At 51.2% G+C, this 24,341-nt stretch carries 21 protein-coding genes; 8 read left to right on the forward strand and 13 right to left on the reverse strand.

Annotated features, from left to right (window positions below; translation table 11 throughout):
- Positions 1-234: 234 nt before the first annotated feature.
- Genes dxs through xseB form a run of 3 tightly spaced genes read right to left on the reverse strand, consistent with a single transcriptional unit; the run spans position 235 to position 3,275 of the window.
- A complete protein-coding gene (dxs, locus tag HP572_RS02885; protein ID WP_205552816.1) occupies positions 235-2,100 on the reverse strand; it encodes a 1-deoxy-D-xylulose-5-phosphate synthase in 1,866 nt (621 codons plus the stop codon).
- Between the two features lie 18 nt (positions 2,101-2,118).
- Entirely contained in the window at positions 2,119-3,030 is a 912-nt protein-coding gene (gene ispA, locus HP572_RS02890) for a (2E,6E)-farnesyl diphosphate synthase (RefSeq protein WP_240584739.1), read from the reverse strand.
- On the reverse strand, positions 3,027-3,275 hold the full coding sequence (gene xseB, locus HP572_RS02895) for an exodeoxyribonuclease VII small subunit (RefSeq protein ID WP_010282080.1): 249 nt from the start codon (positions 3,273-3,275) through the stop codon (positions 3,027-3,029). The genes ispA and xseB overlap by 4 nt, the downstream gene beginning before the upstream one ends.
- Positions 3,276-3,527: 252 nt before the next feature.
- On the opposite strand from xseB, the gene thiI reads away from it, so the two are divergent.
- On the forward strand, positions 3,528-4,976 hold the full coding sequence (gene thiI / locus HP572_RS02900; RefSeq protein ID WP_240584740.1) for a tRNA uracil 4-sulfurtransferase ThiI: 1,449 nt from the start codon (positions 3,528-3,530) through the stop codon (positions 4,974-4,976).
- Between the two features lie 36 nt (positions 4,977-5,012).
- Here the strand turns inward: thiI and yajL are convergent, their stop codons facing one another.
- Together yajL and panE are read right to left on the reverse strand one after the other, a co-directional pair.
- Positions 5,013-5,603, reverse strand: a complete 591-nt coding sequence (yajL, locus tag HP572_RS02905; RefSeq protein WP_240584741.1) for a protein deglycase YajL — start codon at positions 5,601-5,603, stop codon at positions 5,013-5,015.
- A complete protein-coding gene (gene panE / locus HP572_RS02910) occupies positions 5,566-6,474 on the reverse strand; it encodes a 2-dehydropantoate 2-reductase (RefSeq protein WP_240584742.1) in 909 nt (302 codons plus the stop codon). The genes yajL and panE overlap by 38 nt, the downstream gene beginning before the upstream one ends.
- A 188-nt stretch (positions 6,475-6,662) precedes the next feature.
- Here panE and HP572_RS02915 point away from each other — a divergent pair, with 188 nt between their 5' ends.
- Positions 6,663-7,154: a YajQ family cyclic di-GMP-binding protein gene (locus HP572_RS02915; RefSeq protein WP_205552808.1), complete on the forward strand. Its 492-nt coding sequence runs from the start codon at positions 6,663-6,665 to the stop codon at positions 7,152-7,154.
- A 55-nt stretch (positions 7,155-7,209) separates the two neighbouring features.
- Here the strand turns inward: HP572_RS02915 and HP572_RS02920 are convergent, their stop codons facing one another.
- The 8 genes from HP572_RS02920 to HP572_RS02955 all read right to left on the reverse strand — a co-directional run bounded on the left by HP572_RS02920 (position 7,210) and on the right by HP572_RS02955 (position 16,308).
- On the reverse strand, positions 7,210-8,574 hold the full coding sequence (locus HP572_RS02920; RefSeq protein WP_240584743.1) for an MFS transporter: 1,365 nt from the start codon (positions 8,572-8,574) through the stop codon (positions 7,210-7,212).
- Positions 8,575-8,957: 383 nt separating this feature from the next.
- A complete protein-coding gene (gene cyoE, locus HP572_RS02925) occupies positions 8,958-9,848 on the reverse strand; it encodes a heme o synthase (RefSeq protein ID WP_039557134.1) in 891 nt (296 codons plus the stop codon).
- 14 nt (positions 9,849-9,862) lie between these two features.
- Positions 9,863-10,195 (reverse strand): cytochrome o ubiquinol oxidase subunit IV, encoded by a 333-nt coding sequence (locus HP572_RS02930; protein WP_039490482.1) that lies wholly within the window; start codon positions 10,193-10,195, stop codon positions 9,863-9,865.
- Positions 10,195-10,809, reverse strand: a complete 615-nt coding sequence (locus HP572_RS02935; RefSeq protein ID WP_039557136.1) for a cytochrome o ubiquinol oxidase subunit III — start codon at positions 10,807-10,809, stop codon at positions 10,195-10,197. The genes HP572_RS02930 and HP572_RS02935 overlap by 1 nt, the downstream gene beginning before the upstream one ends.
- Entirely contained in the window at positions 10,799-12,790 is a 1,992-nt protein-coding gene (gene cyoB, locus HP572_RS02940) for a cytochrome o ubiquinol oxidase subunit I (protein WP_240584744.1), read from the reverse strand. The genes HP572_RS02935 and cyoB overlap by 11 nt, the downstream gene beginning before the upstream one ends.
- A gap of 4 nt (positions 12,791-12,794) precedes the next feature.
- Positions 12,795-13,757 (reverse strand): cytochrome o ubiquinol oxidase subunit II, encoded by a 963-nt coding sequence (gene cyoA / locus HP572_RS02945; protein ID WP_240584745.1) that lies wholly within the window; start codon positions 13,755-13,757, stop codon positions 12,795-12,797.
- Positions 13,758-14,182: 425 nt separating this feature from the next.
- Positions 14,183-15,670, reverse strand: coding sequence for a muropeptide MFS transporter AmpG (gene ampG / locus HP572_RS02950; protein WP_240584746.1), 1,488 nt, complete (start codon positions 15,668-15,670; stop codon positions 14,183-14,185).
- A 59-nt stretch (positions 15,671-15,729) separates the two neighbouring features.
- Positions 15,730-16,308, reverse strand: a complete 579-nt coding sequence (locus tag HP572_RS02955) for a lipoprotein (protein WP_010304166.1) — start codon at positions 16,306-16,308, stop codon at positions 15,730-15,732.
- Between the two features lie 325 nt (positions 16,309-16,633).
- Here HP572_RS02955 and bolA point away from each other — a divergent pair, with 325 nt between their 5' ends.
- The 6 genes from bolA to hupB all read left to right on the forward strand — a co-directional run bounded on the left by bolA (position 16,634) and on the right by hupB (position 24,203).
- The gene (bolA, locus tag HP572_RS02960) at positions 16,634-16,948 is read left to right on the forward strand and encodes a transcriptional regulator BolA (RefSeq protein ID WP_010304170.1); all 315 of its coding nucleotides are present in this window, start codon (positions 16,634-16,636) and stop codon (positions 16,946-16,948) included.
- A gap of 314 nt (positions 16,949-17,262) precedes the next feature.
- Entirely contained in the window at positions 17,263-18,567 is a 1,305-nt protein-coding gene (tig, locus tag HP572_RS02965) for a trigger factor (RefSeq protein WP_010304174.1), read from the forward strand.
- A gap of 530 nt (positions 18,568-19,097) precedes the next feature.
- Complete coding sequence (clpP, locus tag HP572_RS02970; protein ID WP_240584747.1) at positions 19,098-19,721, forward strand: ATP-dependent Clp endopeptidase proteolytic subunit ClpP; 624 nt, start codon at positions 19,098-19,100, stop codon at positions 19,719-19,721.
- 163 nt (positions 19,722-19,884) lie between these two features.
- A complete protein-coding gene (clpX, locus tag HP572_RS02975) occupies positions 19,885-21,159 on the forward strand; it encodes an ATP-dependent protease ATP-binding subunit ClpX (protein ID WP_205552798.1) in 1,275 nt (424 codons plus the stop codon).
- Positions 21,160-21,351: 192 nt separating this feature from the next.
- A complete protein-coding gene (gene lon / locus HP572_RS02980) occupies positions 21,352-23,733 on the forward strand; it encodes an endopeptidase La (RefSeq protein ID WP_205552797.1) in 2,382 nt (793 codons plus the stop codon).
- Between the two features lie 197 nt (positions 23,734-23,930).
- Positions 23,931-24,203 carry a nucleoid-associated protein HU-beta gene (gene hupB, locus HP572_RS02985; protein WP_005976031.1) on the forward strand — a complete coding sequence of 91 codons (273 nt, stop codon included), beginning with the start codon at positions 23,931-23,933 and terminating at the stop codon, positions 24,201-24,203.
- The last annotated feature ends 138 nt before the right edge of the window (positions 24,204-24,341 follow it).

Genomic DNA, 24,341 nt, shown 5'->3' on the forward strand with positions numbered 1-24,341 from the left:
GTCACAACGCTATTGAACCGGGACTATGTGCCCCGCTCAGAACCGACAAACCTATTGACCGAATGAAAACGGGAGTAACGGAATAGAAGAGTAAAGCGTTTGCGCCAGGGATGGCGCAAGCCGAGCGCACAGGGATGTGTTTATCGCGTCTTTACGATCTATCCGTTACTCCCGCTCGACAGATTTTTTCAGCCACGATAACCGGGGCCATGTGCCCCGGTTATCGTGAGTCGCTTATTCCATCCACTGCGTGATTCTGCGTTCGATACCTGCGGCATCGAGGCCCAGATCGACACGGATTTCTTCCTGCGAGCCTTGTGGGATAAAGACGTCCGGTAGCCCAATGTTCAGCACCGGGACGGCAAGGCGTTTCGCCATCAGGAATTCATTCACGCCGCTCCCTGCGCCGCCCATGACCGCATTCTCTTCCAGCGTCACAAACGTGCTGTGGGACTGCGCCAGCTCTTCAAGTAATGCTTCATCCAGCGGTTTCACAAAACGCATGTCGACGAGCGTGGCGTTTAATTTCTCCGCGGCAATCTGGGCTTCCGGCAAGAGCGTCCCGAAGTTCAGAATCGCGATCGTTTCGCCCTGACGACGCACCACGCCTTTACCGATTGGCAGTTCTGATAGTGGCGTCAGCTCCGTACCCGTACCATTTCCGCGCGGATAGCGCACTGCCGTAGGGCCTTTCTGGTAGTGATAGCCCGTGTGCAGCATCTGGCGACACTCATTTTCATCGCTGGGCGTCATGATGATCATGTTCGGGATACAGCGTAAGAAAGAGAGATCGAACGCGCCCTGATGCGTTTGCCCATCCGCACCAACAATACCGCCGCGATCGATAGCAAACAGAACCGGTAGATTCTGGATCGCCACATCGTGGATGACCTGATCGTAGGCACGCTGCAGGAAAGTGGAGTAAATGGCGACAACCGGATGATAGCCACCAACCGCCAGACCGGCAGCAAACGTGACGGCATGCTGTTCGGCAATCGCGACGTCAAAATACTGCTGTGGATAGTCGCGGGAGAATTGCACCATGCCCGAGCCTTCGCGCATTGCAGGCGTGATTGCCATCAGCTTGCTGTCTTTGGCGGCCGTTTCCTGCAGCCATTGACCGAAGATTTTGGAATAGGTGGGTTGGGCACCTTCTTTGCTTTTCGGCAATGTGCCGCTGGCCGGATCGAATTTCGGCACGGCGTGCCAACTGATCGGATCCTGTTCGGCAGGGGCGTAACCTTTGCCTTTCTTCGTCATGATGTGCAGGAGCTGCGGGCCTTTCAGGCTGCGCATATTTTTCAGTGTATGCGCCAGCGCCTGAACGTCATGACCATCAACCGGGCCGATATAGTTAAAACCCAGTTCTTCAAATAGTGTGCCCGGCACGACCATGCCTTTAAGGTGTTCTTCGGTGCGCTTCACCAGCTCTTTGATAGGCGGTAGGCCGGATAAGACCTTTTTACCGCCTTCGCGCAGGCTGGCATAGAGCTTGCCGGATAGCAGCTGCGCCAGATGGTTGTTCAGTGCGCCGACGTTTTCTGAAATCGACATTTCATTGTCGTTCAGCACAACCAGCAGATCGGATTTGATGTCGCCCGCATGGTTCATCGCCTCAAAGGCCATGCCTGCGGTAATCGCGCCGTCGCCAATCACACAAACGGTACGGCGGCCTTTGCCTTCACGCTCGGCCGCAACGGCCATGCCGAGTCCGGCACTGATTGAGGTGGATGAATGCCCGACGCTTAATACGTCATATTCGCTTTCATCACGCCATGGAAAAGGGTGCAAGCCGCCTTTTTGACGAATCGTTGAAATACGATCGCGACGGCCAGTAATGATCTTGTGCGGATAAGCCTGATGGCCGACATCCCACACCAGATGATCGAAAGGAGTGTTATAGACGTAATGCAGTGCAACCGTTAATTCAACCGTCCCTAACCCTGAAGCAAAATGACCGCTTGAACGGCTGACGCTGTCCAGCAGATATTGGCGCAGCTCATCGCACAGCTTTGGCAGGCTCTCTTTCGGCAACAACCGAAGTTCATCCGGTGTTTCCACTAACGCCAATGTAGGGTACTTCGCGGTATCAAAACTCATTAGAGACTCATTAGGTAATTACTTATCGCGTTCAACGATGAAATTCGCCAGCGCTTGTAATGGGGCAATATTCAGGGGAATTGAGCTGGATGCGACGAGATCGTCAAGCGATGCCAGTGATTCCTGATAGAGCTCCTGTGCTTTTTTTCGTGCGTTATCTAACCCCAATAAACTGGGATAGGTGCTTTTACCTAGCTGCTGGTCTGCACCCTGACGTTTGCCTGTTGTCGCGCTGTCGCCAACAACATCGAGAATATCGTCCTGAACCTGAAAAGCGAGCCCAATCGCGTTAGCGTAGCGATCCAGATGAGGCAAAGCGGCGCGGCCTGTTTCACCGGCTGCTAATGCGCCTAGTCGGACAGCGGCGCGAATCAAGGCACCGGTTTTGTGGCGGTGAATCCGCTCTAACGCGGCCAGATCGACCTGATGACCTTCTGCTTCCAGGTCGAAAGCCTGACCACCGCACATGCCTGCTACGCCACTGGCGTGAGCCAATTCTGAGAGCATCGCCAGCCGATCGCGGTCAGAGACCTGTGGCATCGGCGCATCGGCCAAAATGGAGAACGCCAGCGTTTGCAATGCATCGCCTGCCAAAATGGCATTGGCTTCGCCAAATTTGATGTGGCAGGTCGGCTGCCCGCGGCGTAAATCATCGTCGTCCATCGCCGGCAGATCGTCATGAATCAATGAATAGGCATGGATACATTCGACTGCCGCAGCAGGCGCATCCAGACTCTCTAACGGCATGCCAAACAGTTCGCCAGTAGTATAAACCAGAAACGGGCGCAGGCGTTTGCCTCCTAAGAGTGAGCCATACTCCATCGCATTGACCAGTGGACTACTCTGAAAGGGGAGGTCGGCGATGAAATGTCCCAACATACGGTTAGTGCGTTGGTAATGTGCATTCAGTTTCGTGCTGAAATCAGTCATAGCGAGTCGTTATCCGGCGTAAACGGTGACAGCGGCGCTTCGGGATCGTCGCTCAGCAGGATTTGTACGCGCTGTTCTGCCTGTTGCAGTTTTTGCTGACCCTGGCGAGCGAGCTGGATGCCATGCTCGAACTCATTTAGCGCATCGTCCAGCGGCAGTTCGCCTGATTCGAGGCGGGTAACGATTTTTTCCAGTTCGTTCAGAGAGCTTTCAAAGCTGACTGGCTGCTCGGTCTTCTTAGGCATAGTGGTTTCAGAATCCTGGTGTTATACGCCGTTGGCTTGTGGCGGCAGAGCGTGGTGTTGCGTGTGGTCATCCGTGGATGCGCAACAATTATACGGTTAAAGCGCACAGTATATCTTCATATAATGATATACTCCGCGCCCTGGATGCTATTGGTAAAATCATCCGTGTTCTGGCTGATTTTACCGATAACGTGATTTTAGTGCTCAGGGTAAATTTATTTACGCCTTTCTGACCAAGTAATGACAGCCACCATGAAGTTTATCATTAAATTGTTCCCGGAAATCACCATCAAGAGCCAATCTGTGCGGTTGCGCTTTATCAAGATTCTAACCGGAAACATTCGCAACGTATTAAAACACTATGATGAAACGCTGGCGGTTGTCCGTCACTGGGATCATATCGAAGTTCGGGCCAAAGACGAAAGCCAGCGTGAGGCGATTCGTGATGCGCTGACAAGAATTCCCGGCATTCACCATATTCTGGAAGTTGAAGATCACGCCTATACCGACGTGCACAATATCTTTGAACAAGCGCTGGCGCTGTACCGTGAGCGGTTGGAAGGTAAGACGTTTTGTGTGCGAGTGAAACGCCGCGGTAAGCATGAATTCAGCTCGCAGGACGTAGAACGCTACGTCGGCGGCGGTTTGAACCAGCACATTGAAACGGCGCGAGTCAACCTCACTGCACCGCAGGTCACCGTGCATCTGGAAATCGAGCAGGACCGTCTGCTGCTGATTAAAGGACGCTATGAAGGCATTGGCGGTTTCCCGATCGGTACGCAGGAAGATGTGCTGTCACTGATTTCCGGTGGTTTCGACTCCGGCGTATCCAGCTATATGTTGATGCGTCGCGGATGCCGTGTGCATTACTGCTTCTTCAACCTTGGCGGTGCAGCACATGAGATTGGAGTGAAACAGGTCGCACACTATCTGTGGAACCGCTTTGGTAGCTCACATCGGGTGCGCTTTATTGCTATCGACTTCGAACCTGTCGTGGGCGAAATTCTCGAGAAGATCGACGACGGCCAAATGGGCGTCGTGCTGAAGCGCATGATGGTGCGCGCGGCCTCCAAAGTTGCGGAGCGTTACGGTGTTCAGGCGTTGGTGACTGGTGAAGCGTTAGGGCAGGTCTCTAGCCAGACGCTGACCAACCTGCGTTTGATCGATAATGCCTCCGATACCCTGATTCTGCGTCCGCTGATTTCTCATGATAAAGAGCACATTATCAAACAGGCTCGTGAGCTGGGGACGGAAGATTTCGCCAAAACGATGCCGGAATACTGTGGTGTGATCTCTAAAAGCCCGACGGTGAAGGCAGTGAAAGCGAAGATTGAGGCCGAAGAAGGCCACTTTGATTTTGCTATCCTGGATCGCGTGGTGAGTGAAGCACGGAATATTGATATCCGTGAGATCGCCGAGCAGACCAAGCAAGAGGTGGTTGAAGTCGAAACGGTCGCGTCGTTTGCGCCAACTGACGTGCTGTTGGATATCCGCGCGCCGGATGAACAGGACGATAAACCGCTTGAGCTGGATCAGATCGAAATCAAATCCTTACCGTTCTACAAGCTGGGTACGCAGTTTGGCGATTTGGATCAGAGCAAAACCTATCTGCTTTACTGCGAGCGTGGCGTGATGAGCCGCTTGCAGGCGCTGTATCTGCGTGAGCAAGGTTTTACCAATGTGAAGGTATACCGTCCGTAATAGGAATAAGGCGCGTAAGCGCCTTTCTCATTTACGCTAATCGCGATAGTTATGAATTCCCGGCGGTAGGATGAGCTGTGCGGCGACGTCGGCGGCTTTTTCTTTTCCCAGCAGCAAATCGATGATCTTCAGTGCGAAATCCATGCTGGTGCCTGGCCCTTGTGTGGTTAACAGATTCACGCGCGGATCGTAGACGACACGCTTTTCCATCCATTTTTCTGGCGAAATCTTATCCTTAAATGCAGGATAGCCCGTCATGTTTCCGACGGGGAACAGCTGATGATATTCCAGCACCAGCGCAGGCGTTGCACACATCGCGGCGACAATTTTCCCTTCCAGATGCGCTTGTCGAATGCATTCCACCAGTATTGGGCTATCGCGGAAGCACTCCGCACCTTGCAGGCCGCCCGGTAACACAAGCACATCGAAAGGCCGATCGGCGACGGTAGCCAGCGGGGCATCCGCCAGCAGCCTTACCCCACGTGAGCAGACGATTTCAAGATTTCCATCGCTGGCTACGCTGGCAAGCGTGACCTGAATACCTGCCCGGACAAGCAAATCGATGGTCGTGACGGCTTCAGTTTCTTCACTACCAGGTGCCAGACACACCAGTGCCGATGCGGTCATAATCATTTTCCTTTTGCTTAATGTAGTCAAACAGATGGGCATTTTCGGGGAGCGTCAGACCGTGGAGACGCGCACGGTGCAGTAAATACCCGGTAATGTAATCAATTTCGGTATGCCGCTGAGCGATGATGTCCTGCAACATCGATGAAGTGTTTGCCGCAGTGTTCTGAATAATTTGGTTCACGTAGAGCAGCAGGCTATCTGGCGATGTGTGGAAGCCTTCTCGTTCCATGACGCTGGCCACTTCCTGACAAAGTGACACAATCAGTTCCGGGTAGGCAGAAAGCTCGCCATTGGTGCAATGATATTTCACTGTCAGCGGATTGATGACGCAGTTAGCCGCCAGTTTCAGCCAGCAGGTGGCACTAATGTTGGTGTGCCAGGCCACATCAGGCAACGCCTGATGCAGCACTTCAGCTAAATGGCTTTGGCTGCTGTCACCGTTAAATGTGCCAATATGCGTTGTGCCTGCCGCAACGTGTACGACGTTATTGATGTCGCGTCGGGCGGCGTGGGTGGTGATACCGAGCACTAGCGGCTGTTGCAGAAGTGGTAATTCTTCCCGTGTGCCCATCCCATTGTGTAAAAGCAGAATCGTGCACTGTGGATTGAGCTGTGGCAACAGCACGGTAACGGCATCGGAAACCTGCCAGGCTTTTAGCGTCACCAGCAGAAGTTCGCTTTGGGCAAGATGATCGGGGTCGTTCGCTGTCAGGTTGAGATTACAGTGCTGACCGTCCAGCATCGTGACATTGACTGGACAATACGGTTGCGGAATGCGCAGCCATCCCTGGACATCATGCCCTTGCTGATGTAACGCGGCGAGCCAAAGTTGACCCAGCGCGCCACAGCCAAGAACGGTGATTTTCATGTACGTCTCCCCTATTTGATGCGGGCGCTGTCGTTCTGCCATCATAGGCTATCATTCATGTCACGATCTTGTGTTATTCGGCCTGTTTGCCGGATGACGAGTAAAAATCGGGATTGTATCTGGCATCTTGCTTATCGCAGAAGAGCGGTTATTATGCTCGCCAGCCAAATTTGTCAGGAGAGCGAATTATGCCATCTTTCGATATTGTTTCGGAAATTGATATGCAGGAAGTCCGTAACGCGGTGGAAAATGCGACACGCGATCTGAGCACCCGTTGGGATTTTCGTAATGTTCCGGCCAGCTTTGAACTGAATGAGAAATCACAGAGTATCAAAGTGGCCAGCGAGTCTGATTTTCAGGTGCAACAGCTGATTGATATTATGCGCGAAAAGTTGCTGAAACGCGGGATTGAAGGCGGTGCGTTAGACGTCCCGGAAGAGTTCGAGCATAGCGGTAAAACGTACAGCGTGGAAGCGAAGCTGAAGCAGGGCATTGAGACCACGCAGGCGAAGAAAATCGTCAAGCTGATCAAAGACAGCAAACTGAAAGTGCAGGCGCAGATTCAGGGTGAACAGGTTCGCGTCACCGGTAAATCACGCGATGATTTGCAGGGTGTGATGGCGTTGATTCGCGGCGGGAATCTGGGGCAACCGTTCCAGTTTACCAACTTCCGCGATTGATACTTTTAGTCAGCCGCCGATGAACAAAAAGGCCAGCGAAAGCTGGCCTTTCTATTTAGTTCTGTCCTACCAACTGCTCTAACTGCTGCCGATTGGTCTTTTTGTTATCGATCTTCACATAGGCACTCTGTTCATCCGGCACGACGACAACTTCTGCAACGCCGGGTTGGGTACGTATTTTCTGTTCCAATTCACTATCGCGCAGCGCTAAATCAGGCAGGGTAATTCTCAGGCTGCTGAGATAAGGCGGTTCTTGCATGGTGAAGCTGACGAGCAGCCAGATGGCTGCAATGGCCGCGCCAGCCATGAATACGGCAGAGGCACCATAAAGTTCAAACAGTCCGCCGCCGAGGCTCCCGCCAATGGCTACACCGATAAACTGCGTGGTGGAGTAAACTCCCATTGCGGTGCCTTTATATCCCGCAGGTGATTCCTTGCTAATCAGCGAAGGCAGCAGCGCTTCCATGACGTTGAAGGCGAGGAAGAACAACTGTACGCCGATGATAATTTGCCAAAGATGGTTACCCGCCGCCCATAAGACCACCTCTGCCGCGATCAGTACCACGATGCAGCCGATGAAGACCCGCTTCATGCGTCTTTTCACTTCAGCATAAATGATGAAAGGCACGACGCCGGCAAAAGAGATCAGCATCGTGGTCAGATAGACTTTCCAATGGTCCTGCGGTGCCAGCCCCACCGATTCCATTACGCGCGGCAGGGCGACGAAGCTCGACATCAATAAAATATGCAGACACATGATGCCGATATTCAGTTTCAGCAGGCGGCTATTGCTGAGCACTTTGCGGAAACTGCCACGCACCATCGCCGATTCTCGATTCAGAACGTGCTCAGGTGCGGAAGGAATCAGCGTCAGGGTTATGACAATACCTGCGAGTGACAGAAGGGCGATGCCCCAGAAGAGCGCCTGTAGACCGAAGGCGTGGGTAACGATAGGCCCAACGACCATCGCGATAGCAAAGGTGACGCCGAAGCTCACACCGATGAACGCCATGGCTTTGGTTCGGTTCTGCTCACGCGTCAGGTCGGAAAGCAGCGCCATAACGGCAGCGGAGATGGCTCCCGCGCCTTGCAGTGCCCGGCCAAGGATAATGCCCCAGATAGAGTCGCTCAGTGCAGCGATGACGCTACCGAGCGCAAAAATCAGCAGCCCCCCTACGATCAGGGGTTTTCTGCCGATGCGGTCAGAGACCAGGCCGAAGGGAATCTGGAAAATAGCCTGCATCAGGCCATAAATGCCAATTGCAATACCGATCAGCGCTTCACTGGCACCCTGTAAGGCCATGCCGTAAGTTGTCAGGACGGGCAACACCATAAACATGCCAAGCATGCGTAGTGAAAAAACGGCTCCCAAGCCCCATGTGGCGCGTAATTCGCCTGGGGTCATTTTATTATCGTTCATGTGTACCTCTGAAAAGCAATTGCCCTATTTTAGTGTGTTCTTGGTCAGACAGTAAACGATAGGTTTGTTACGTGATTTGGCGGAGGAAAAAGTAGGGGAGGAAAGAAAAAAAACGCAGGGAGCGTTTTTCAACGTCGCTTTTGCGACTGCCCGAAGGGGGGAGAGCAGGAGGCTCGACATAAAAAAACGCAGGGAGCGTTTTTCAACGTCGCTTTTGCGACGGCCCGAAGGGGGGAGAGCAGGAAGCTCGACATAAAAAAACGCAGGGAGCGTTTTCCAACATTGCTTGTGACGGCCGTGAAGGGGGCGTGCAGAAAATACGACATAAAAAAACAGGCGGACAAGCCACCTGTTTTTATTAATGCATGTAACGCTGCTTGTGATTAACGCAGGTAGGTCAGCATGATTTCATGCGCTGGTGCCATTGAGTCCACGGACATCATGACGCTCAGTGAGGTAATCGCGACAATCGAGAAAACAAACAGTTTTCTTGCCCATACACGGTCATCAATCGCATTTTTATAGCCTGACAGCGCCATACCCAACCACCAGACGCTAACTGCTGCGGCAACGATCAGATATTTATAGCCAGCATAGCCGCCGAGAGACAGCATCAGGGTCGCTACCGCAAACGCCACGATGTACAACGTGATGTGGTGTTTCGCAACGGAGATACCTTTCACAACAGGCAGTACCGGGATGTTGGCGGCCTGATAATCCTTGAAGCGGAAAATCGCAATCGCGTATGAATGCGGCATCTGCCACAGGCTAAAGATCAGCAGCAGAATCAACGCGCCAGCGTCGAACTGGTTGCTGACGGCACAGTAACCGATAACCGGTGGTGCCGCGCCCGACAGGCTGCCAATCAGCGTGCCATAAACAGAATGCCGCTTCATGTACAGGCTATACACACCGACATACACGACGAAGCCCATCACCGCCAGCCACATGGCCAGCGGATTAGCCGCGATGTAGAGCAGAGCAAAGCCCGCAATACCTAACAGCGATGCGTAAACCAGCGTTACCTTCAGCGAAATCAGTCCCTTTACCAGAACCCGATTTTTGGTTCTCTCCATTTTCTTGTCGATGTCGCGGTCAATGACGTTGTTAAACACGCAGCCAGATGCAACGACGAACGACACACCCACGAGGGTGGCGAAAAACAGGGGATAATCAATGCGGCCTTGGGCCGCAAGGAGAAATCCACCGATAACGGAAATCAGATTTCCGAAAATAATTCCTGGTTTAGTAACTTGCAGGTATTGCTTAATCATCTTTTACGGCTCTGTTACTGGATCATCATATTGTGGTGTGCGCTCATCATAATCCAGATGGAGCCCACGACGACAATAGCGATAATCAGGACGGCAAACACAAGAGCCACCACGTTCCAGCGCTCTTCTGAGGACGTATTCAGGTGCAGGAAGTACACCAGATGTACCAGAATCTGAACCACTGCACATCCCACCACTGTGAAAAGAATGGCGCTATGTGAGGCTGTGCCGCTCATGACCATACTGAAAGGAATCACTGTCAAAATTACAGACAGAACAAAACCTATCACATATGACTTCACGCTGCCGTGGCTGGCACCTGCATGATCGGTTGTTGAATGACTCATTACATTGCCCCCAGCAGATAAACAACGGTGAAGACACAGATCCATACCACGTCGAGGAAGTGCCAGAACAGACTCAGACACATCAGACGTGTTTTGTTGGTTGCAGTCAGGCCACGTTTAGAGACCTGAATCATCATGATGACCAACCAAATCAGACCGCCAGTTACGTGCAGCCCGTGGGTGCCGACCAGTGCGAAGAAGGCAGACAGGAACGCGCTGCGATCCGGGCCATAGCCTTCAGCGATCAGGTGATGGAATTCATAGATTTCCATCCCGATAAACACCAGACCGAACAGGAAGGTCACGCCTAACCAGGTATTAACCTGAGATTTGTTGCCCTTGTTCATGGCGATCATCGCCATGCCGTAGGTAATACTACTGAACAACAGCGCGAACGTTTCCACCAGCACGAAAGGCAGTTGGAAAAGCTCTTTCCCGGTTGGGCCACCCGCAGTACCGTTAACCAGTACCGCATAGGTTGCGAACAGTGACCCGAAAATGATCAGGTCGCTCATCAGGTAGACCCAGAAGCCGAATACTTTGTTGGCTCCTGCGTCGTGGTGCCCATGCTCGGCATGGGCAGTATTGTGGTTAGTCAGAGTTTCAGTTGACATGTTTCACGCCTGCCTTACTGAGTTGATCAAAATTCTGATTCTCAATTTGCTCAATTTCTTTAACCGGCACGTAGTAATCCACGTCTTGATTAAAGCTATGCACAATCCAGGTCACAATCATGCCAGCGAAGCCAGCGATGGCCAGCCACCAGATATGCCAGATCATGGCAAAACCGAATACCAGGCTGAATGCGGAGATAATCACACCGGCGCCGGTGTTCTTCGGCATGTGAATCTCTTCATAGCTGGCAGGTCGCTTGTAAGCCTCACCTTTCTCTTTCGCTTCCCAGAACGCATCACGCTCGTCAACATGCGGCACGACAGCGAAGTTGTAGAACGGCGCAGGAGAAGAGGTTGCCCACTCCAGCGTACGTCCACCCCACGGATCGCCCGTCAGGTCACGGTTCTGGTGACGGTCACGGATACTGACGTAGAACTGGATAACCTGACACAGCACACCGATACCGATCAAGACCGCACCGATGGAAGCCACGACCAGTAAGGCGTGGAATTCAGGGTTGATTTGCTGGCTCAGACGACGCGTCATCCCCATGAAGCCGAGGACGTACAGCGGCATAAATGCAACGAAGAAGCCGATAATCCAGAACCAGAACGCGCGCTTACCCCAGGTTTCGTTCAGGGTGAAGCCAAAGGCTTTCGGGAACCAGTAAGTAATACCCGCGAAGCAACCGAACACCACGCCGCCGATGATCACGTTATGGAAGTGAGCAATCAGGAACAGGCTGTTGTGCAGGACAAAGTTCGCGCCCGGTACGGCCAGCAGAACCCCGGTCATCCCACCGATGGTGAAGGTGATGATGAAGCCTGTGGTCCACAGCATCGTAGAGTGGGATTGGATACGGCCTTGATACATGGTGAACAGCCAGTTGAAGATTTTAACCCCAGTCGGGATTGAAATAATCATGGTGGCTATACCAAAGAAGGCGTTGACGTTCGCGCCGGACCCCATGGTAAAGAAGTGGTGCAGCCAAACGATGAACGACAGAACCGTAATCGCAATGGTTGCCCATACCAGTGAGGTGTAGCCAAACAGACGTTTCCTACAGAAGGTGGCAACCACTTCGGAGTAAACACCAAAGATCGGTAGCACCAGAATGTAAACCTCAGGATGACCCCATGCCCAAATCAGGTTGATGTACATCATCATGTTGCCACCCATATCATTGGTAAAGAAATGGGTGCCGAGGTAACGATCAAGCGTCAGCAGCGCAATGGTAACGGTCAATATCGGGAATGCGGCGATGATCAGCACGTTGGTACACAGTGCTGTCCAGGTAAATACTGGCATTTTCATCAGCGTCATGCCAGGCGCACGCATCTTCAGAATGGTAGCGAAGAAGTTAACACCCGTCAGCGTAGTACCGATACCGGATATCTGTAGACTCCATATCCAGTAATCGACCCCGACGCCGGGACTGTACTCCTTCCCTGACAGCGGCGGATACGCCACCCAACCCGTCTGTGCGAACTCGCCGACCCCAAGAGAGAGGTTGATCAAGATAACGCCGACAACAAACAGCCAGAAGCTGAGGGAGTTCAGGAAGGGGAAAGCAACGTCACGCGCACCGATCTGCAAAGGAACCGCAAGGTTCATCAGACCAACGACAAACGGTGTCGCCACAAAGAAGATCATGATGACACCGTGCGCGGTGAAAATCTGATCGTAGTGGTGAGCGTTTAGGAAGCCTTCTTGCCCGGCAGAGGCCAGCACCTGCTGGCCACGCATCATGATGGCATCGGCAAAACCACGTATCATCATCACCAGACCGACGATGATGTACATGATACCGATTTTCTTGTGGTCTACGGAGGTGAACCATTCGGCCCACAGCCATTTCCACTTACCGAAATAGGTTATTGCCGCCAGCAGCCCAAGGCCGCCAACGATGATCGCCGCCACGGTGACCATAATAATGGGTTCGTGATACGGAACCGCATCGAGTGTAAGTTTTCCGAACATCGTATTATCCCTCGGCTCCTTTGTGCGAGCTATGCTCGCCCATGTTCATACCCTCACCGTGTTGCATGTTTTCGTCGGGCTTCATGCCTTCACCATGATGTTGCATGTTCATGTCGCTGCCTGTGAATTTGCGAATAATATTATTAAACAAATCCGGCTGGACACTGGAGAAGTACTCGACAGGATGGAATTCACTTGGTTTAGCCAAAGCGTTGAATTCATCCGTGGTATTCAGTGTCTTAGGGGACGACCGAACGTTCGCAACCCACTGGTCGAACTCTTGTTGAGTTGGCGTAGCAATTGCGGTGAACTTCATACCAGAGAAGCCTTTACCACTATAGCCGCCAGAGATACCGTCATATTTGCCCGGTTCGTTAGCGATCAGGTGGAGCTTCGTCTGCATTCCGGCCATGGCATAGATCTGTCCGCCAAGACGAGGGATGAAGAAGGAGTTCATCACGGAGTCGGATGTAATCTTGAACGCAACAGGTACGTTGGCAGGGAAAGCCAGTTCGTTAACCGTCGCGATACCCAGATCCGGGTAAACAAACAGCCATTTCCAGTCAAGCGAAACAACTTCGACATTGATAGGTTTGACGTCTGACACCAGTGGCTTATAGGGATCAAGCGAGTGGGTCGTCTTCCAGGTAATCGTGCCAAGAATGACGATAATGATAATTGGTACAGTCCAAACTACTGCTTCTATCTTATTGGAGTGTGACCAGTTCGGGGTATATTTTGCCTTTTCATTGGAAGCACGGAACTTCCAGGCAAAAGCTATCGTCATAACGATAACGGGAATCACAACGATCAACATCAGCCCGATGGCAGTCAGTATTAACGATCTTTGCTCTAACCCGATCTCTCCTTTGGGGTTCATCAGCGCCATATCGCAACCGCTCAGTAGAGCAGTGGCTGCAAATAAAGACAGCATCCCAAAAATTGTATTGTATTTCTTGAGTCTCATCTAGCGACCTCAATAACAAGGGCTCTATTGTCATTTTACGCGAGCGGGCATTTTACGGGAAGGTTACTGTACTGTAAACATGATTAAGGTTATGTCAGCCGTTTGTTGCTGTTTTTTGCCCTTAATGTCACAAAGATAGCCAAAATAAAAATGGTATTGAAAAACAGCAAATTAAGAGGCCACCCCGATAAGAGTATGGATGGATAATAAGAAATTACAACTCATCGTAACGCTTATTTTCTATTTCCGATTTAGTGAAAATTTTTGTTCAATCTGCGTTTTTGATGACAAATGAAATTAGTTCTGACGGATTTTACGAGGAAATAAAATTCCCGCTAGCAAGATAATTATGGGAAAAATAATTAAATAAAGGAACGATGTAATAGATTCAGGCAGCAGATGAGCACTGCCTGAACGAATAGTAGTCAGTGTACTGACGGTTTTGACGCCCGCCTGAGTGACAGGTAATCCAACAAGCTACCGACGAAAATGCCCAGCAGAACGAGTGCGCCGCCTGCGGCGAGCAGGTATTCTGCCAGCTCTGGCAGTGAGGACCATTCCAGCGCATTGCTGATCAGCAGCATGAGCCACAATGCCAGCACGAGCACCCCCAATCCCAACACATGTAAGGCCTTCCTGTAATAATTTTGGAAGTGTGTACGCAACTGAAAGGTGTCGGTTTTCTGGGTGAATTCCAGCGTCTCACGGCAAATCATCAGGATGGCCAGGCCCGGTAATGCGGCCAAAATCGAGAACAGATAGAACCATGCCCAGCCGTAGGATTCGACAAACCAGCCTGCGATAGGGCCAACGTAAACCCGTCCGACGGCGGCAAGGGCGGAAAGCAGAGCAAACTGTGTGGCTGAGAACGACTTATTACACAGCGTCATCAATAGTGCGACGAATGCTGCTGTCCCCATACCGCCGCAGAGATTTTCCAGAAAAACAGCGGTAGCCATGGTGAACAGATTTTTGGCAGTGATAGCCAGCAGCCAGTACCCCGCGTTAGACACGGCCTGAAGAATACCAAACAGCATCAGCGCTCTGAACAAGGAGAGCCGCTGCATCAATAATCCGCCGTAAATGGCTCCCACGATGGTGGCGAAGAGTCCAAGCGTCTTATTAACCAGCCCGACATCACCAGCATTGAAACCAACGCCGCGTATCAGGAAGGTTGTCGTCAGGCTGACCGCAAAGGCGTCACCGAGCTTGTATAACACGATAAGCAGAAGAATGAGCCAGGCGTTGTTGCGTGCGAAGAAATCTCGCAGGGGGGCAACAATCGCTTGCTCCATACTGCGCGGCGCTGGCTGGCTATTCAGTGGTTCCGGTGCGAACAGGGTCGCGAACACACCGATTAGCATGAGTCCTGCCATTAACCAATAGGTGGCCTGCCAGCCGAAATAGCGATCGGCCATCCACAGCGCCAGTCCGCCTGAAACCAGCATCGCCAAACGATAACCTAATACCGAGGTGGCTGCGCCCGTACCGCGTTCTTCTGGGGGAAGTAAATCCGTCTTATAAGCATCAAAAACAATGTCCTGAGACGCGGAGCAGAACGCAACCAGAACCGCCAGCGCAGCCAGCCACCAGAGATCGCGAGCCGGGTTCATAAATCCCATACCAATAATGGCAGTAATCAGCAGAAGTTGACTGAGTATCAGCCAGCCGCGGCGTCGGCCGAGAAATGGTGGGGTGTAGCGGTCCATCAGCGGAGACCACAGGAACTTGAATACGTAGGCTTGACCAACCAAAGAGAAGAACCCAATGGTTTTCAGATCGACATTCTCGACGGTCATCCAGGCTTGCAATGTGCCGGATGTCAATGCCAGTGGTAAACCGGAAGCGAAGCCAAGCAACAGCATAAAAAGCGAATTACGTTGGCTGAACAAAGCAATGATGCGACTAAACATGAAGAGTCCTTTCCCTTGCTCCGTGAGCGTTCAGGAGCAAGGGAAGCGGCGTACAGAAATTAACGGGCGTTTTCTTTGATAAAGCTACTTACGGTTGTGTCTTGCGCCATGTCGTTGATGACATCGCCTAACACCGTGTTAACGGCATTGGTAATGTTCTCATTATTGGCAGTAAACGCGCCCTGAACGTTATAGGTTGAGCGGTAGTTCTTCACCTGCTTGTTGCCATTTGCCGCCTGAGAAATGATGGAGATATCCGCTTTGGTGGTGATGTTGTAGCGCAGGTTGCCTTCGGAGACATCGGCGTACAGGTGGTTAACCACGATCTGCAAAGCTACTGGGCCACCAGTACCGATCATGTAACCACGCGCGGTCATTTGTTTCTCCAGCGCTTCTTGCAACAGGAAACGCAGATCGCGAGAAGGCGTCAGCGTAATCAGTTGGCCATCGCGATTCACTTTCGCCAGAGCCTGATCGGCGCGTTGGTCTGCACCATTGATACTAATCGTTACGCCCATCAGCGTTGGGTCCTGGGAAGGCACGCTGATTTTGGGGGTGATGTTCAGCGTGTTGCTTTTTGCTGCACATCCTGCAAGCAGAATGACGGCCAGAAGAGGGAAAAATAATTTTTTTAACATTCGTATTTTCTCAGTAATGATTAGTGTGGTGAGCTGACAAATATTGTTGATATCATATCATCGCCACAGGCAGGAAAAAGAGCCGATAGCAGGTAAATTGTCCTGAAATTCATCTTTTTCATGCCGTTGACCCGGAAAAACGTTTTTATCACATCAATACCGCCGATGATATATCCACCCTTCGCGACCCTTTTTCTTCTTTAGTTATGCCGCCCTGACGCATAACAGATTGAAAAAACGCTAAGGTTATACTGATTCGGACATCGGTGAATGACAGCAATGTCGCGTTGATATCACATTTTCCCCAAGCCGAAAGGGTAGTTGTATGATGCGTGAAACGATAGAAGAAAAGCTGCGTGTGGGTTTTGAACCCGTTCATTTAGAAGTGACTGATGAGAGCTATCGCCACAACGTGCCTGCGGGAGCGGAAAGTCATTTTAAAGTTGTGCTGGTCAGCGATAAATTCACGGGCGAACGTGTGATTGGGCGGCATCGCGCAGTCTATGCCGTACTGGCTGAGGAACTGGCAGGTTCGGTGCATGCGTTAGCGTTACATACCTATTCGACAAAAGAGTGGGTCAGCTTGCAAAATGCCGTACCTTCTTCACCGCCTTGTGGTGGCGCTGGCATCCTTTCTTAAGTCATTAATATGGCCCGTTCCTGACATATCGGGGCGGGTTACTGACAAAAGTGTGAATCTGTTGCTGTAATAGTCTGCCCGCCGTTCTCGACTCATCCCCTCTATATCGCTATAATGCTGCGTCTATTTTTCCTGAATGTATTCGGGACGCTTCTGACTACAGGGACGGGGTTGGCAATTTCCCGGTTCTGCGAGGTTTATTTAAGCCTGTGCGCCTTGGTGCCAGCGCTGAATCAGCCCTGCTGTCGTGAGAGTTTTCGTCGCGAGAATAGTTTTGGGGTTGACCGATCACTGTGATTTTTTGAGGTAACAAGATGCAAGTTTCAGTTGAAACCACTCAAGGTCTGGGACGTCGCGTAACGATTACCGTTGCTGCTGACATCATTGAGAGTGCGGTGAAGAGCGAGCTGGTCAACGCGGCCAAAAAAGTACGTATTGACGGTTTTCGTAAAGGCAAAGTGCCGATGAATGTTGTTGCTCAGCGTTATGGTGCCTCCGTGCGTCAGGACGTATTGGGTGACCTGATGCAGCGCAACTTTGTTGACGCGATCATCAAAGAAAAAATTAATCCGGTTGGCGCGCCTAACTATATCCCTGGCGAATATGCTGTAGGCGGCGACTTCACTTACTCTGTTGAGTTTGACGTGTACCCGGAAATCGAACTGAAAGGTCTGGATGCGATCGAAGTTGAAAAACCGGTTGTTGAAGTGACTGATGCTGACGTTGATACCATGCTGGACACGCTGCGTAAGCAACAGGCAACCTGGAAAGAAACCGACCGCGCTGCGGCAGCGGAAGATCGTGCAACGATCGATTTCACTGGCTCTATCGACGGTGAAGTCTTTGAAGGCGGAAAAGCGTCCGACTTCGTTCTGGCAATGGGCCAGAACCGCATGATCCCAGGCTTTGAAGATGGCATCGTTGGACACAAAGCCGGTGAAGAATTCACTATCGACGTGAACTTCCCAGAAGATTACCACGCTGAAAACCTGAAAGGAAAAGCGGCTCAGTTCGCTATCGTCCTGAAGAAAGTTGAAGAGCGTGAGCTGCCTGAACTGACTGAAGAATTCATCAAACGTTTCGGCGTGGCTGATGGTTCTCAGGAAGGTCTGCGTGCTGAAGTTCGTAAAAATATGGAACGTGAGCTGAAAGGCGCGGTGCGTAACCGTGTGAAAACTCAGGTTCTGGACGGACTGATCAACGCTAACGAAATCGATGTGCCAGTTGCACTGATCGATGGCGAAATCGACGTTCTGCGCCGTCAGGCTGCACAGCGTTTTGGCGGCAACGAGAAGCAAGCGCAGGAATTACCGCGTGAGCTGTTCGAAGAGCAAGCTAAACGCCGTGTTGTTATCGGTCTGTTGCTGGGCGAAGTGATCAGCACCAATGAGCTGAAAGCTGACGAAGCACGCGTTAATGCGCTAATCGAAGAGATGGCTTCTGCTTACGAAGATCCGCAGGAAGTTATCGAGTTCTACAGCAAAAACAAAGAGCTGCTGAACAACATGCGTAACGTTGCTCTGGAAGAGCAAGCGGTAGAAACCGTACTTGCTAAAGCGAAAGTTGTTGAGAAATCAGTAAGCTTCAACGAACTGATGAATCAAACGACTACGGCATAAACCTTGTTGATATCAACATTGTTTATTGCGTAGCGGGGGATACTTCCCTATCAAAAGCCCGTGCCTTATGGCGCGGGCTTTTTGCTTGTAGCGTTCGCAATATTGATGATTTTCGTTTAGGCAGTACTTAACTCCGGCGTTTAGCGCCTCCGCCAGTGAATCGACGAGATATGGTCGCCTGAAATTGCACTATTATTAACTCAGGTAGAGAATTTGTTAGGTCAGGCAACGAGTTAAACCACAATGTTGCCGTGCCGATAACGTGTTAAGAATAAAATAATTGGCTCTTTAATAGAGAACGATTGATAGTGTAAGCTTGAAATACAATGCGTGTGCCCCCACTCACTGAAGAGGAAAAGTGGGCACAGCAGGTAAGGATTCCCGGCCGTATGGGTTGTTCAACTGGGGTGGGGCAGGGTTCCATAGTCATCCCTCTCTATCTCTAGTAGAATTGAGTAATACTATGATTGAACAGCGCAATGATTGAACAACGCTAAGAGTGCCGGACGCATTTTATCTAGGAGACGTGAATGTCATACAGTGGCGAACAAGAAAGACAAGCACCTCATATGGCATTAGTGCCGATGGTGGTTGAACAGACCTCGCGTGGGGAACGTTCTTACGATATCTATTCCCGTCTGCTAAAAGAACGGATAATCTTCCTGACTGGTCAGGTCGAAGATCACATGGCGAACCTGGTTGTGGCACAGATGCTGTTTCTGGAAGCCGAAAACCCAGAAAAAGACATTTATCTGTACATTAACTCTCCAGGTGGCGTTATTACTGCCGGTATGTCCATCTATGACACCATGCAGTTTATCAAGCCGGATGTCAGCACGATCTGTATGGGACAGGCCTGTTCCATGGGCGCGTTCCTGCTGGCCTCTGGGGCCAAAGGCAAACGTATTTGCTTGCCTAACTCGCGAGTCATGATTCACCAGCCGTTGGGCGGCTTCCAAGGGCAGGCAACGGATATTGAAATCCATGCCAAAGAAATACTGAAAGTGAAAGCCAAGATGAATGAGCTGATGGCGAAACATACGGGTCAGCCTCTTGAAGCGATAGAGAGAGACACCGAGCGCGATCGTTTCCTCTCTGCCAGTGAGGCAGTAGACTACGGTTTGGTAGACTCCGTATTCACTAACCGCGGGTAATCATTCGCCATCGTAGCGGTCTGGTGTAGCTAAAAATCAGTGTTCGACCGATAGTCTGTTGTGCGAGGTTGTTTTACGCGTATTGGCTATAAGTATCGGCGTTCGTTGTAGCGGTATCGCTGTGGTTGGCCTGCGGGCAAAAGACGAAAAAGAGGTTTAACTCATGACAGATAAGCGCAAAGACGGTTCAGGAAAGTTACTGTACTGCTCTTTTTGCGGCAAAAGCCAGCATGAAGTGCGTAAGCTGATTGCCGGGCCGTCGGTGTATATCTGCGATGAATGTGTTGACTTGTGTAACGACATTATTCGCGAAGAAATTAAGGAAGTGGCGCCCCACCGTGAGCGCAGTGCGTTGCCGACGCCACACGAAATTCGCCGCCACCTTGACGATTACGTTATCGGCCAAGAGCAGGCCAAGAAGGTATTGGCCGTTGCGGTATATAACCACTATAAACGCTTGCGTAATGGTGACAGCAGCAACGGGATCGAACTGGGTAAAAGTAACATTCTGCTGATCGGTCCGACCGGTAGTGGTAAAACGCTGCTGGCTGAAACGCTGGCACGCTTCCTGGATGTTCCGTTCACCATGGCTGATGCCACTACGTTGACCGAAGCCGGTTACGTCGGTGAAGACGTCGAGAACATCATTCAGAAGCTATTGCAGAAGTGCGATTACGATGTGCAGAAAGCGCAGCGCGGCATTGTCTATATCGATGAAATCGACAAGATTTCTCGTAAGTCAGACAACCCGTCGATCACTCGTGACGTATCTGGTGAAGGCGTGCAGCAGGCGCTGCTGAAGCTGATCGAAGGTACGATTGCCGCGGTTCCACCGCAGGGTGGGCGTAAGCATCCGCAGCAGGAGTTCTTGCAGGTTGATACCTCCAAGATCCTCTTTATCTGCGGCGGTGCGTTTGCTGGCCTGGACAAAGTGATCGAGCAGCGTACCGACACGGGGCGCGGCATTGGCTTTAACGCAACGGTTAAAGGCACCTCGGATAAAGCGACTGAAGGTGAACTGTTAGGCAAGGTTGAACCGGGCGATTTGATTAAATTCGGTTTGATCCCTGAGTTTATCGGCCGTCTGCCTGTAGTGGCTACGCTGAGAGAACTGAGCGAAGAAGCACTGATTCAGATTCTGCGTGAGCCGAAGAATGCGCTGACCAAGCAGTATCAGGCGCTGTTCAATCTCGAAGGCGTCGAGCTGGAATTCCGCGATGAAGCGCTGACGGCGATTGCCAAGAAAGCGATGGCGCGTAAAACCGGTGCACGTGGTCTGCGTTCTATCGTTGAAGCTGCTCTGCTGGATACCATGTATGACCTGCCATCGCTGGAAAGCGTGGATAAAGTCGTCATTGATGAATCCGTGATTGCGGGCCAATCTGAACCATTGCTGATCTATGGCAAGCCTGAGACACAGCAGGCGTCCGGCGAATAATTAATCAATTTGGCCGTATCAAAAAATAAAAATGGGGGATTTTATCCCCCATTTGTTTTTTACACGCATGCTGGTCGTTGAATGTGAGATATTTATCCCCATATACTCAAATACCTATTTGATGAAACCCGTGAAAACCGCGTTTCACGAGATTCCCATAACCTGGCGGAAACGAAACTAAGAGAGAGCTCTATGAACCCTGAGCGTTCCGAACGCATAGAAATCCCCGTATTGCCATTGCGCGATGTGGTGGTTTATCCGCACATGGTCATTCCGTTGTTTGTTGGTCGGGAGAAATCGATTCGGTGCCTTGAAGCCGCAATGGATCATGATAAGAAGATCATGCTGGTGGCACAGAAAGAAGCCTCAACGGATGAGCCAAGTATTAACGATCTTTTCTCGGTAGGGACGGTAGCCTCAATTCTTCAAATGCTGAAACTGCCGGACGGCACGGTAAAAGTGCTGGTCGAAGGGTTACAGCGTGCGCGTATTACGACGCTTTCTGACAGCGGTGAGCATTTCGCTGCACACGCAGAATATCTTGATTCCCCAGCGATTGATGAGCGCGAGCAAGAAGTGCTCATGCGCACGGCGATCAATCAGTTTGAGGGATACATCAAGCTGAACAAAAAGATCCCGCCGGAAGTGCTGACATCTCTGAACAGCATTGATGATGCGGCGCGTTTAGCCGACACCATTGCTGCGCACATGCCGCTGAAATTGGCTGATAAGCAGTCTGTACTTGAAATGTTCGATATCACTGAACGTTTGGAGTACCTGATGGCGATGATGGAATCCGAAATCGACCTGTTGCAGGTAGAAAAACGGATTCGTGGCCGCGTTAAGAAACAAATGGAAAAAAGCCAGCGTGAGTACTATCTGAATGAGCAAATGAAAGCCATTCAGAAAGAGCTGGGTGAGATGGATGACGCACCGGATGAACACGAAGCGTTAAAACGCAAGATTGAAGCGGCGAAAATGCCGAAAGACGCGCGTGAGAAAGCCGAAGCAGAATTACAAAAGCTGAAAATGATGTCACCGATGTCAGCGGAAGCGACGGTGGTGCGCAGCTATATCGACTGGATGGTGCAGGTGCCGTGGAATGCGCGCAGCAAAGTGAAGAAAGACTTGCTGAAAGCGCAGGAAATGTTGGATACCGACCACTATGGTCTGGATCGCGTGAAAGAACGCATCCTCGAATATCTCGCAGTACAGAGCCGAGTCAGCAAGATCAGAGGGCCGATTCTGTGTCTGGTGGGGCCTCCTGGCGTGGGTAAAACCTCGCTCGGTCAGTCTATCGCCAAAGCGACCGGACGCCAGTATGTGCGTATGGCGCTGGGTGGCGTGCGTGACGAAGCGGAAATCCGCGGCCACCGCCGTACCTATATCGGTTCCATGCCGGGCAAACTGATCCAGAAAATGGCAAAAGTTGGTGTGAAAAACCCGCTATTCCTGCTGGATGAGATCGACAAGATGTCTTCTGACATGCGTGGCGATCCGGCTTCTGCCTTGCTGGAAGTGCTCGATCCTGAGCAGAACGTGGCGTTTAACGATCACTATCTGGAGGTCGATTACGATCTGTCCGATGTGATGTTTGTTGCGACGTCTAACTCCATGAACATCCCGGCACCGTTGCTTGACCGTATGGAAGTCATTCGTCTTTCCGGCTATACCGAAGACGAAAAACTGAATATCGCTAAACAGCATCTGCTGCCGAAACAGATTGAACGTAATGCGCTGAAAAATGGCGAGCTGTCGGTGGAAGACAGCGCGATTGTTGGCATTATCCGTTATTACACGCGTGAAGCGGGCGTACGTAGTCTGGAGCGTGAAATCTCCAAGCTGTGCCGTAAAGCAGTAAAAACGCTGTTGATGGATAAATCCACTAAGCATATCCAGATTTCGGGCGATAACCTCAAGGATTTCCTTGGGGTACAGCGCTTTGACTATGGTCGTGCGGACGATGAAAATCGCGTAGGGCAGGTGACCGGACTGGCCTGGACGGAAGTGGGCGGCGATCTGCTGACGATTGAAACGGCTTGCGTACCGGGCAAAGGTAAGCTGACTTATACCGGTTCACTGGGTGAAGTCATGCAGGAGTCGATTCAGGCTGCACTTACCGTGGTTCGTGCCAGAGCGGAAAAATTAGGCATCAATGCTGATTTTTACGAGAAGCGTGATATCCACGTTCACGTTCCAGAAGGTGCGACGCCGAAAGACGGTCCGAGTGCGGGTATCGCGATGTGTACCGCGCTGGTTTCTTGTTTGACCGGTAATCCGGTGCGTGCCGATGTGGCGATGACGGGGGAGATTACCCTGCGTGGTCTGGTACTGCCGATTGGTGGTCTGAAAGAGAAACTGCTGGCTGCACACCGTGGCGGTATCAAGACGGTATTGATTCCTGATGACAACAAGCGCGATCTGGAGGATATCCCACAGAACGTGATTGCCGATCTGGAAATCCACCCGGTGAAACGTATTGAGGAAGTGTTAGCGTTAGCGTTGCAGAATGCGCCTTCTGGCATGCAAGTGGTCTCTACGCCTAAAGCCAAGACCAAAGCCAAGGCAAAATAGTGACCTGTCGCAAAAACCCTTGAGAAAATCAGGGCTGGTGAGTGAAATCGTGCTTGCCAGCTTTTTTTTGTACCGCTAAGTTAGAGCACTGTTAGTTTTAGCCGTAACTGGCTAAGCATGACAGCATTGATAATAAGTTACGTGTCGCGTCTTGGGACATTGAAGCGCGATAAGAGAATTCCAGAGGGGATGACAGAGTGAACAAGTCACAATTGATCGACAAAATTGCCGCAGATGCTGATATTTCCAAAGCGGCAGCAGGGCGTGTGTTAGATGCAATTATTGGTTCCGTTACCGAATCCCTGAAAGAAGGGGATGATGTTGCTTTGGTCGGTTTTGGTACTTTCTCAGTGCGTGAACGTGCTGCTCGTACCGGCCGTAACCCGCAAACTGGTAAGGAAATCAGTATCCCTGCGGCGAAAGTACCAGGATTCCGTGCTGGTAAAACGCTGAAAGACGCCGTTAACTGATTATTACGTCACAGGTTTGGCGGATAACCACTTTGGGCGCCAAACAATACCTGACGCAATGATATTGGTAGGGTAAGATACGAGGCGCATCATTTTATGATGTGCCTTTTATTTATTAGGACTATACATACCCGACAC

Source organism: Pectobacterium sp. PL64, assembly GCF_022477975.1.
Classification (GTDB): Bacteria; Pseudomonadota; Gammaproteobacteria; order Enterobacterales; family Enterobacteriaceae; genus Pectobacterium; species Pectobacterium jejuense.

What these genes read in the sequence shown, in the direction of transcription:
- dxs (WP_205552816.1), bottom strand. Translation starts at nt 2,100, where the DNA reads ATGAGTTTTGATACCGCGAAGTACCCTACATTGGCGTTAGTGGAAACA.
- ispA (WP_240584739.1), bottom strand. Translation starts at nt 3,030, where the DNA reads ATGACTGATTTCAGCACGAAACTGAATGCACATTACCAACGCACTAAC.
- xseB (WP_010282080.1), bottom strand. Translation starts at nt 3,275, where the DNA reads ATGCCTAAGAAGACCGAGCAGCCAGTCAGCTTTGAAAGCTCTCTGAAC.
- thiI (WP_240584740.1), top strand. Translation starts at nt 3,528, where the DNA reads ATGAAGTTTATCATTAAATTGTTCCCGGAAATCACCATCAAGAGCCAA.
- yajL (WP_240584741.1), bottom strand. Translation starts at nt 5,603, where the DNA reads ATGACCGCATCGGCACTGGTGTGTCTGGCACCTGGTAGTGAAGAAACT.
- panE (WP_240584742.1), bottom strand. Translation starts at nt 6,474, where the DNA reads ATGAAAATCACCGTTCTTGGCTGTGGCGCGCTGGGTCAACTTTGGCTC.
- HP572_RS02915 (WP_205552808.1), top strand. Translation starts at nt 6,663, where the DNA reads ATGCCATCTTTCGATATTGTTTCGGAAATTGATATGCAGGAAGTCCGT.
- HP572_RS02920 (WP_240584743.1), bottom strand. Translation starts at nt 8,574, where the DNA reads ATGAACGATAATAAAATGACCCCAGGCGAATTACGCGCCACATGGGGC.
- cyoE (WP_039557134.1), bottom strand. Translation starts at nt 9,848, where the DNA reads ATGATTAAGCAATACCTGCAAGTTACTAAACCAGGAATTATTTTCGGA.
- HP572_RS02930 (WP_039490482.1), bottom strand. Translation starts at nt 10,195, where the DNA reads ATGAGTCATTCAACAACCGATCATGCAGGTGCCAGCCACGGCAGCGTG.
- HP572_RS02935 (WP_039557136.1), bottom strand. Translation starts at nt 10,809, where the DNA reads ATGTCAACTGAAACTCTGACTAACCACAATACTGCCCATGCCGAGCAT.
- cyoB (WP_240584744.1), bottom strand. Translation starts at nt 12,790, where the DNA reads ATGTTCGGAAAACTTACACTCGATGCGGTTCCGTATCACGAACCCATT.
- cyoA (WP_240584745.1), bottom strand. Translation starts at nt 13,757, where the DNA reads ATGAGACTCAAGAAATACAATACAATTTTTGGGATGCTGTCTTTATTT.
- ampG (WP_240584746.1), bottom strand. Translation starts at nt 15,670, where the DNA reads ATGTTTAGTCGCATCATTGCTTTGTTCAGCCAACGTAATTCGCTTTTT.
- HP572_RS02955 (WP_010304166.1), bottom strand. Translation starts at nt 16,308, where the DNA reads ATGTTAAAAAAATTATTTTTCCCTCTTCTGGCCGTCATTCTGCTTGCA.
- bolA (WP_010304170.1), top strand. Translation starts at nt 16,634, where the DNA reads ATGATGCGTGAAACGATAGAAGAAAAGCTGCGTGTGGGTTTTGAACCC.
- tig (WP_010304174.1), top strand. Translation starts at nt 17,263, where the DNA reads ATGCAAGTTTCAGTTGAAACCACTCAAGGTCTGGGACGTCGCGTAACG.
- clpP (WP_240584747.1), top strand. Translation starts at nt 19,098, where the DNA reads ATGTCATACAGTGGCGAACAAGAAAGACAAGCACCTCATATGGCATTA.
- clpX (WP_205552798.1), top strand. Translation starts at nt 19,885, where the DNA reads ATGACAGATAAGCGCAAAGACGGTTCAGGAAAGTTACTGTACTGCTCT.
- lon (WP_205552797.1), top strand. Translation starts at nt 21,352, where the DNA reads ATGAACCCTGAGCGTTCCGAACGCATAGAAATCCCCGTATTGCCATTG.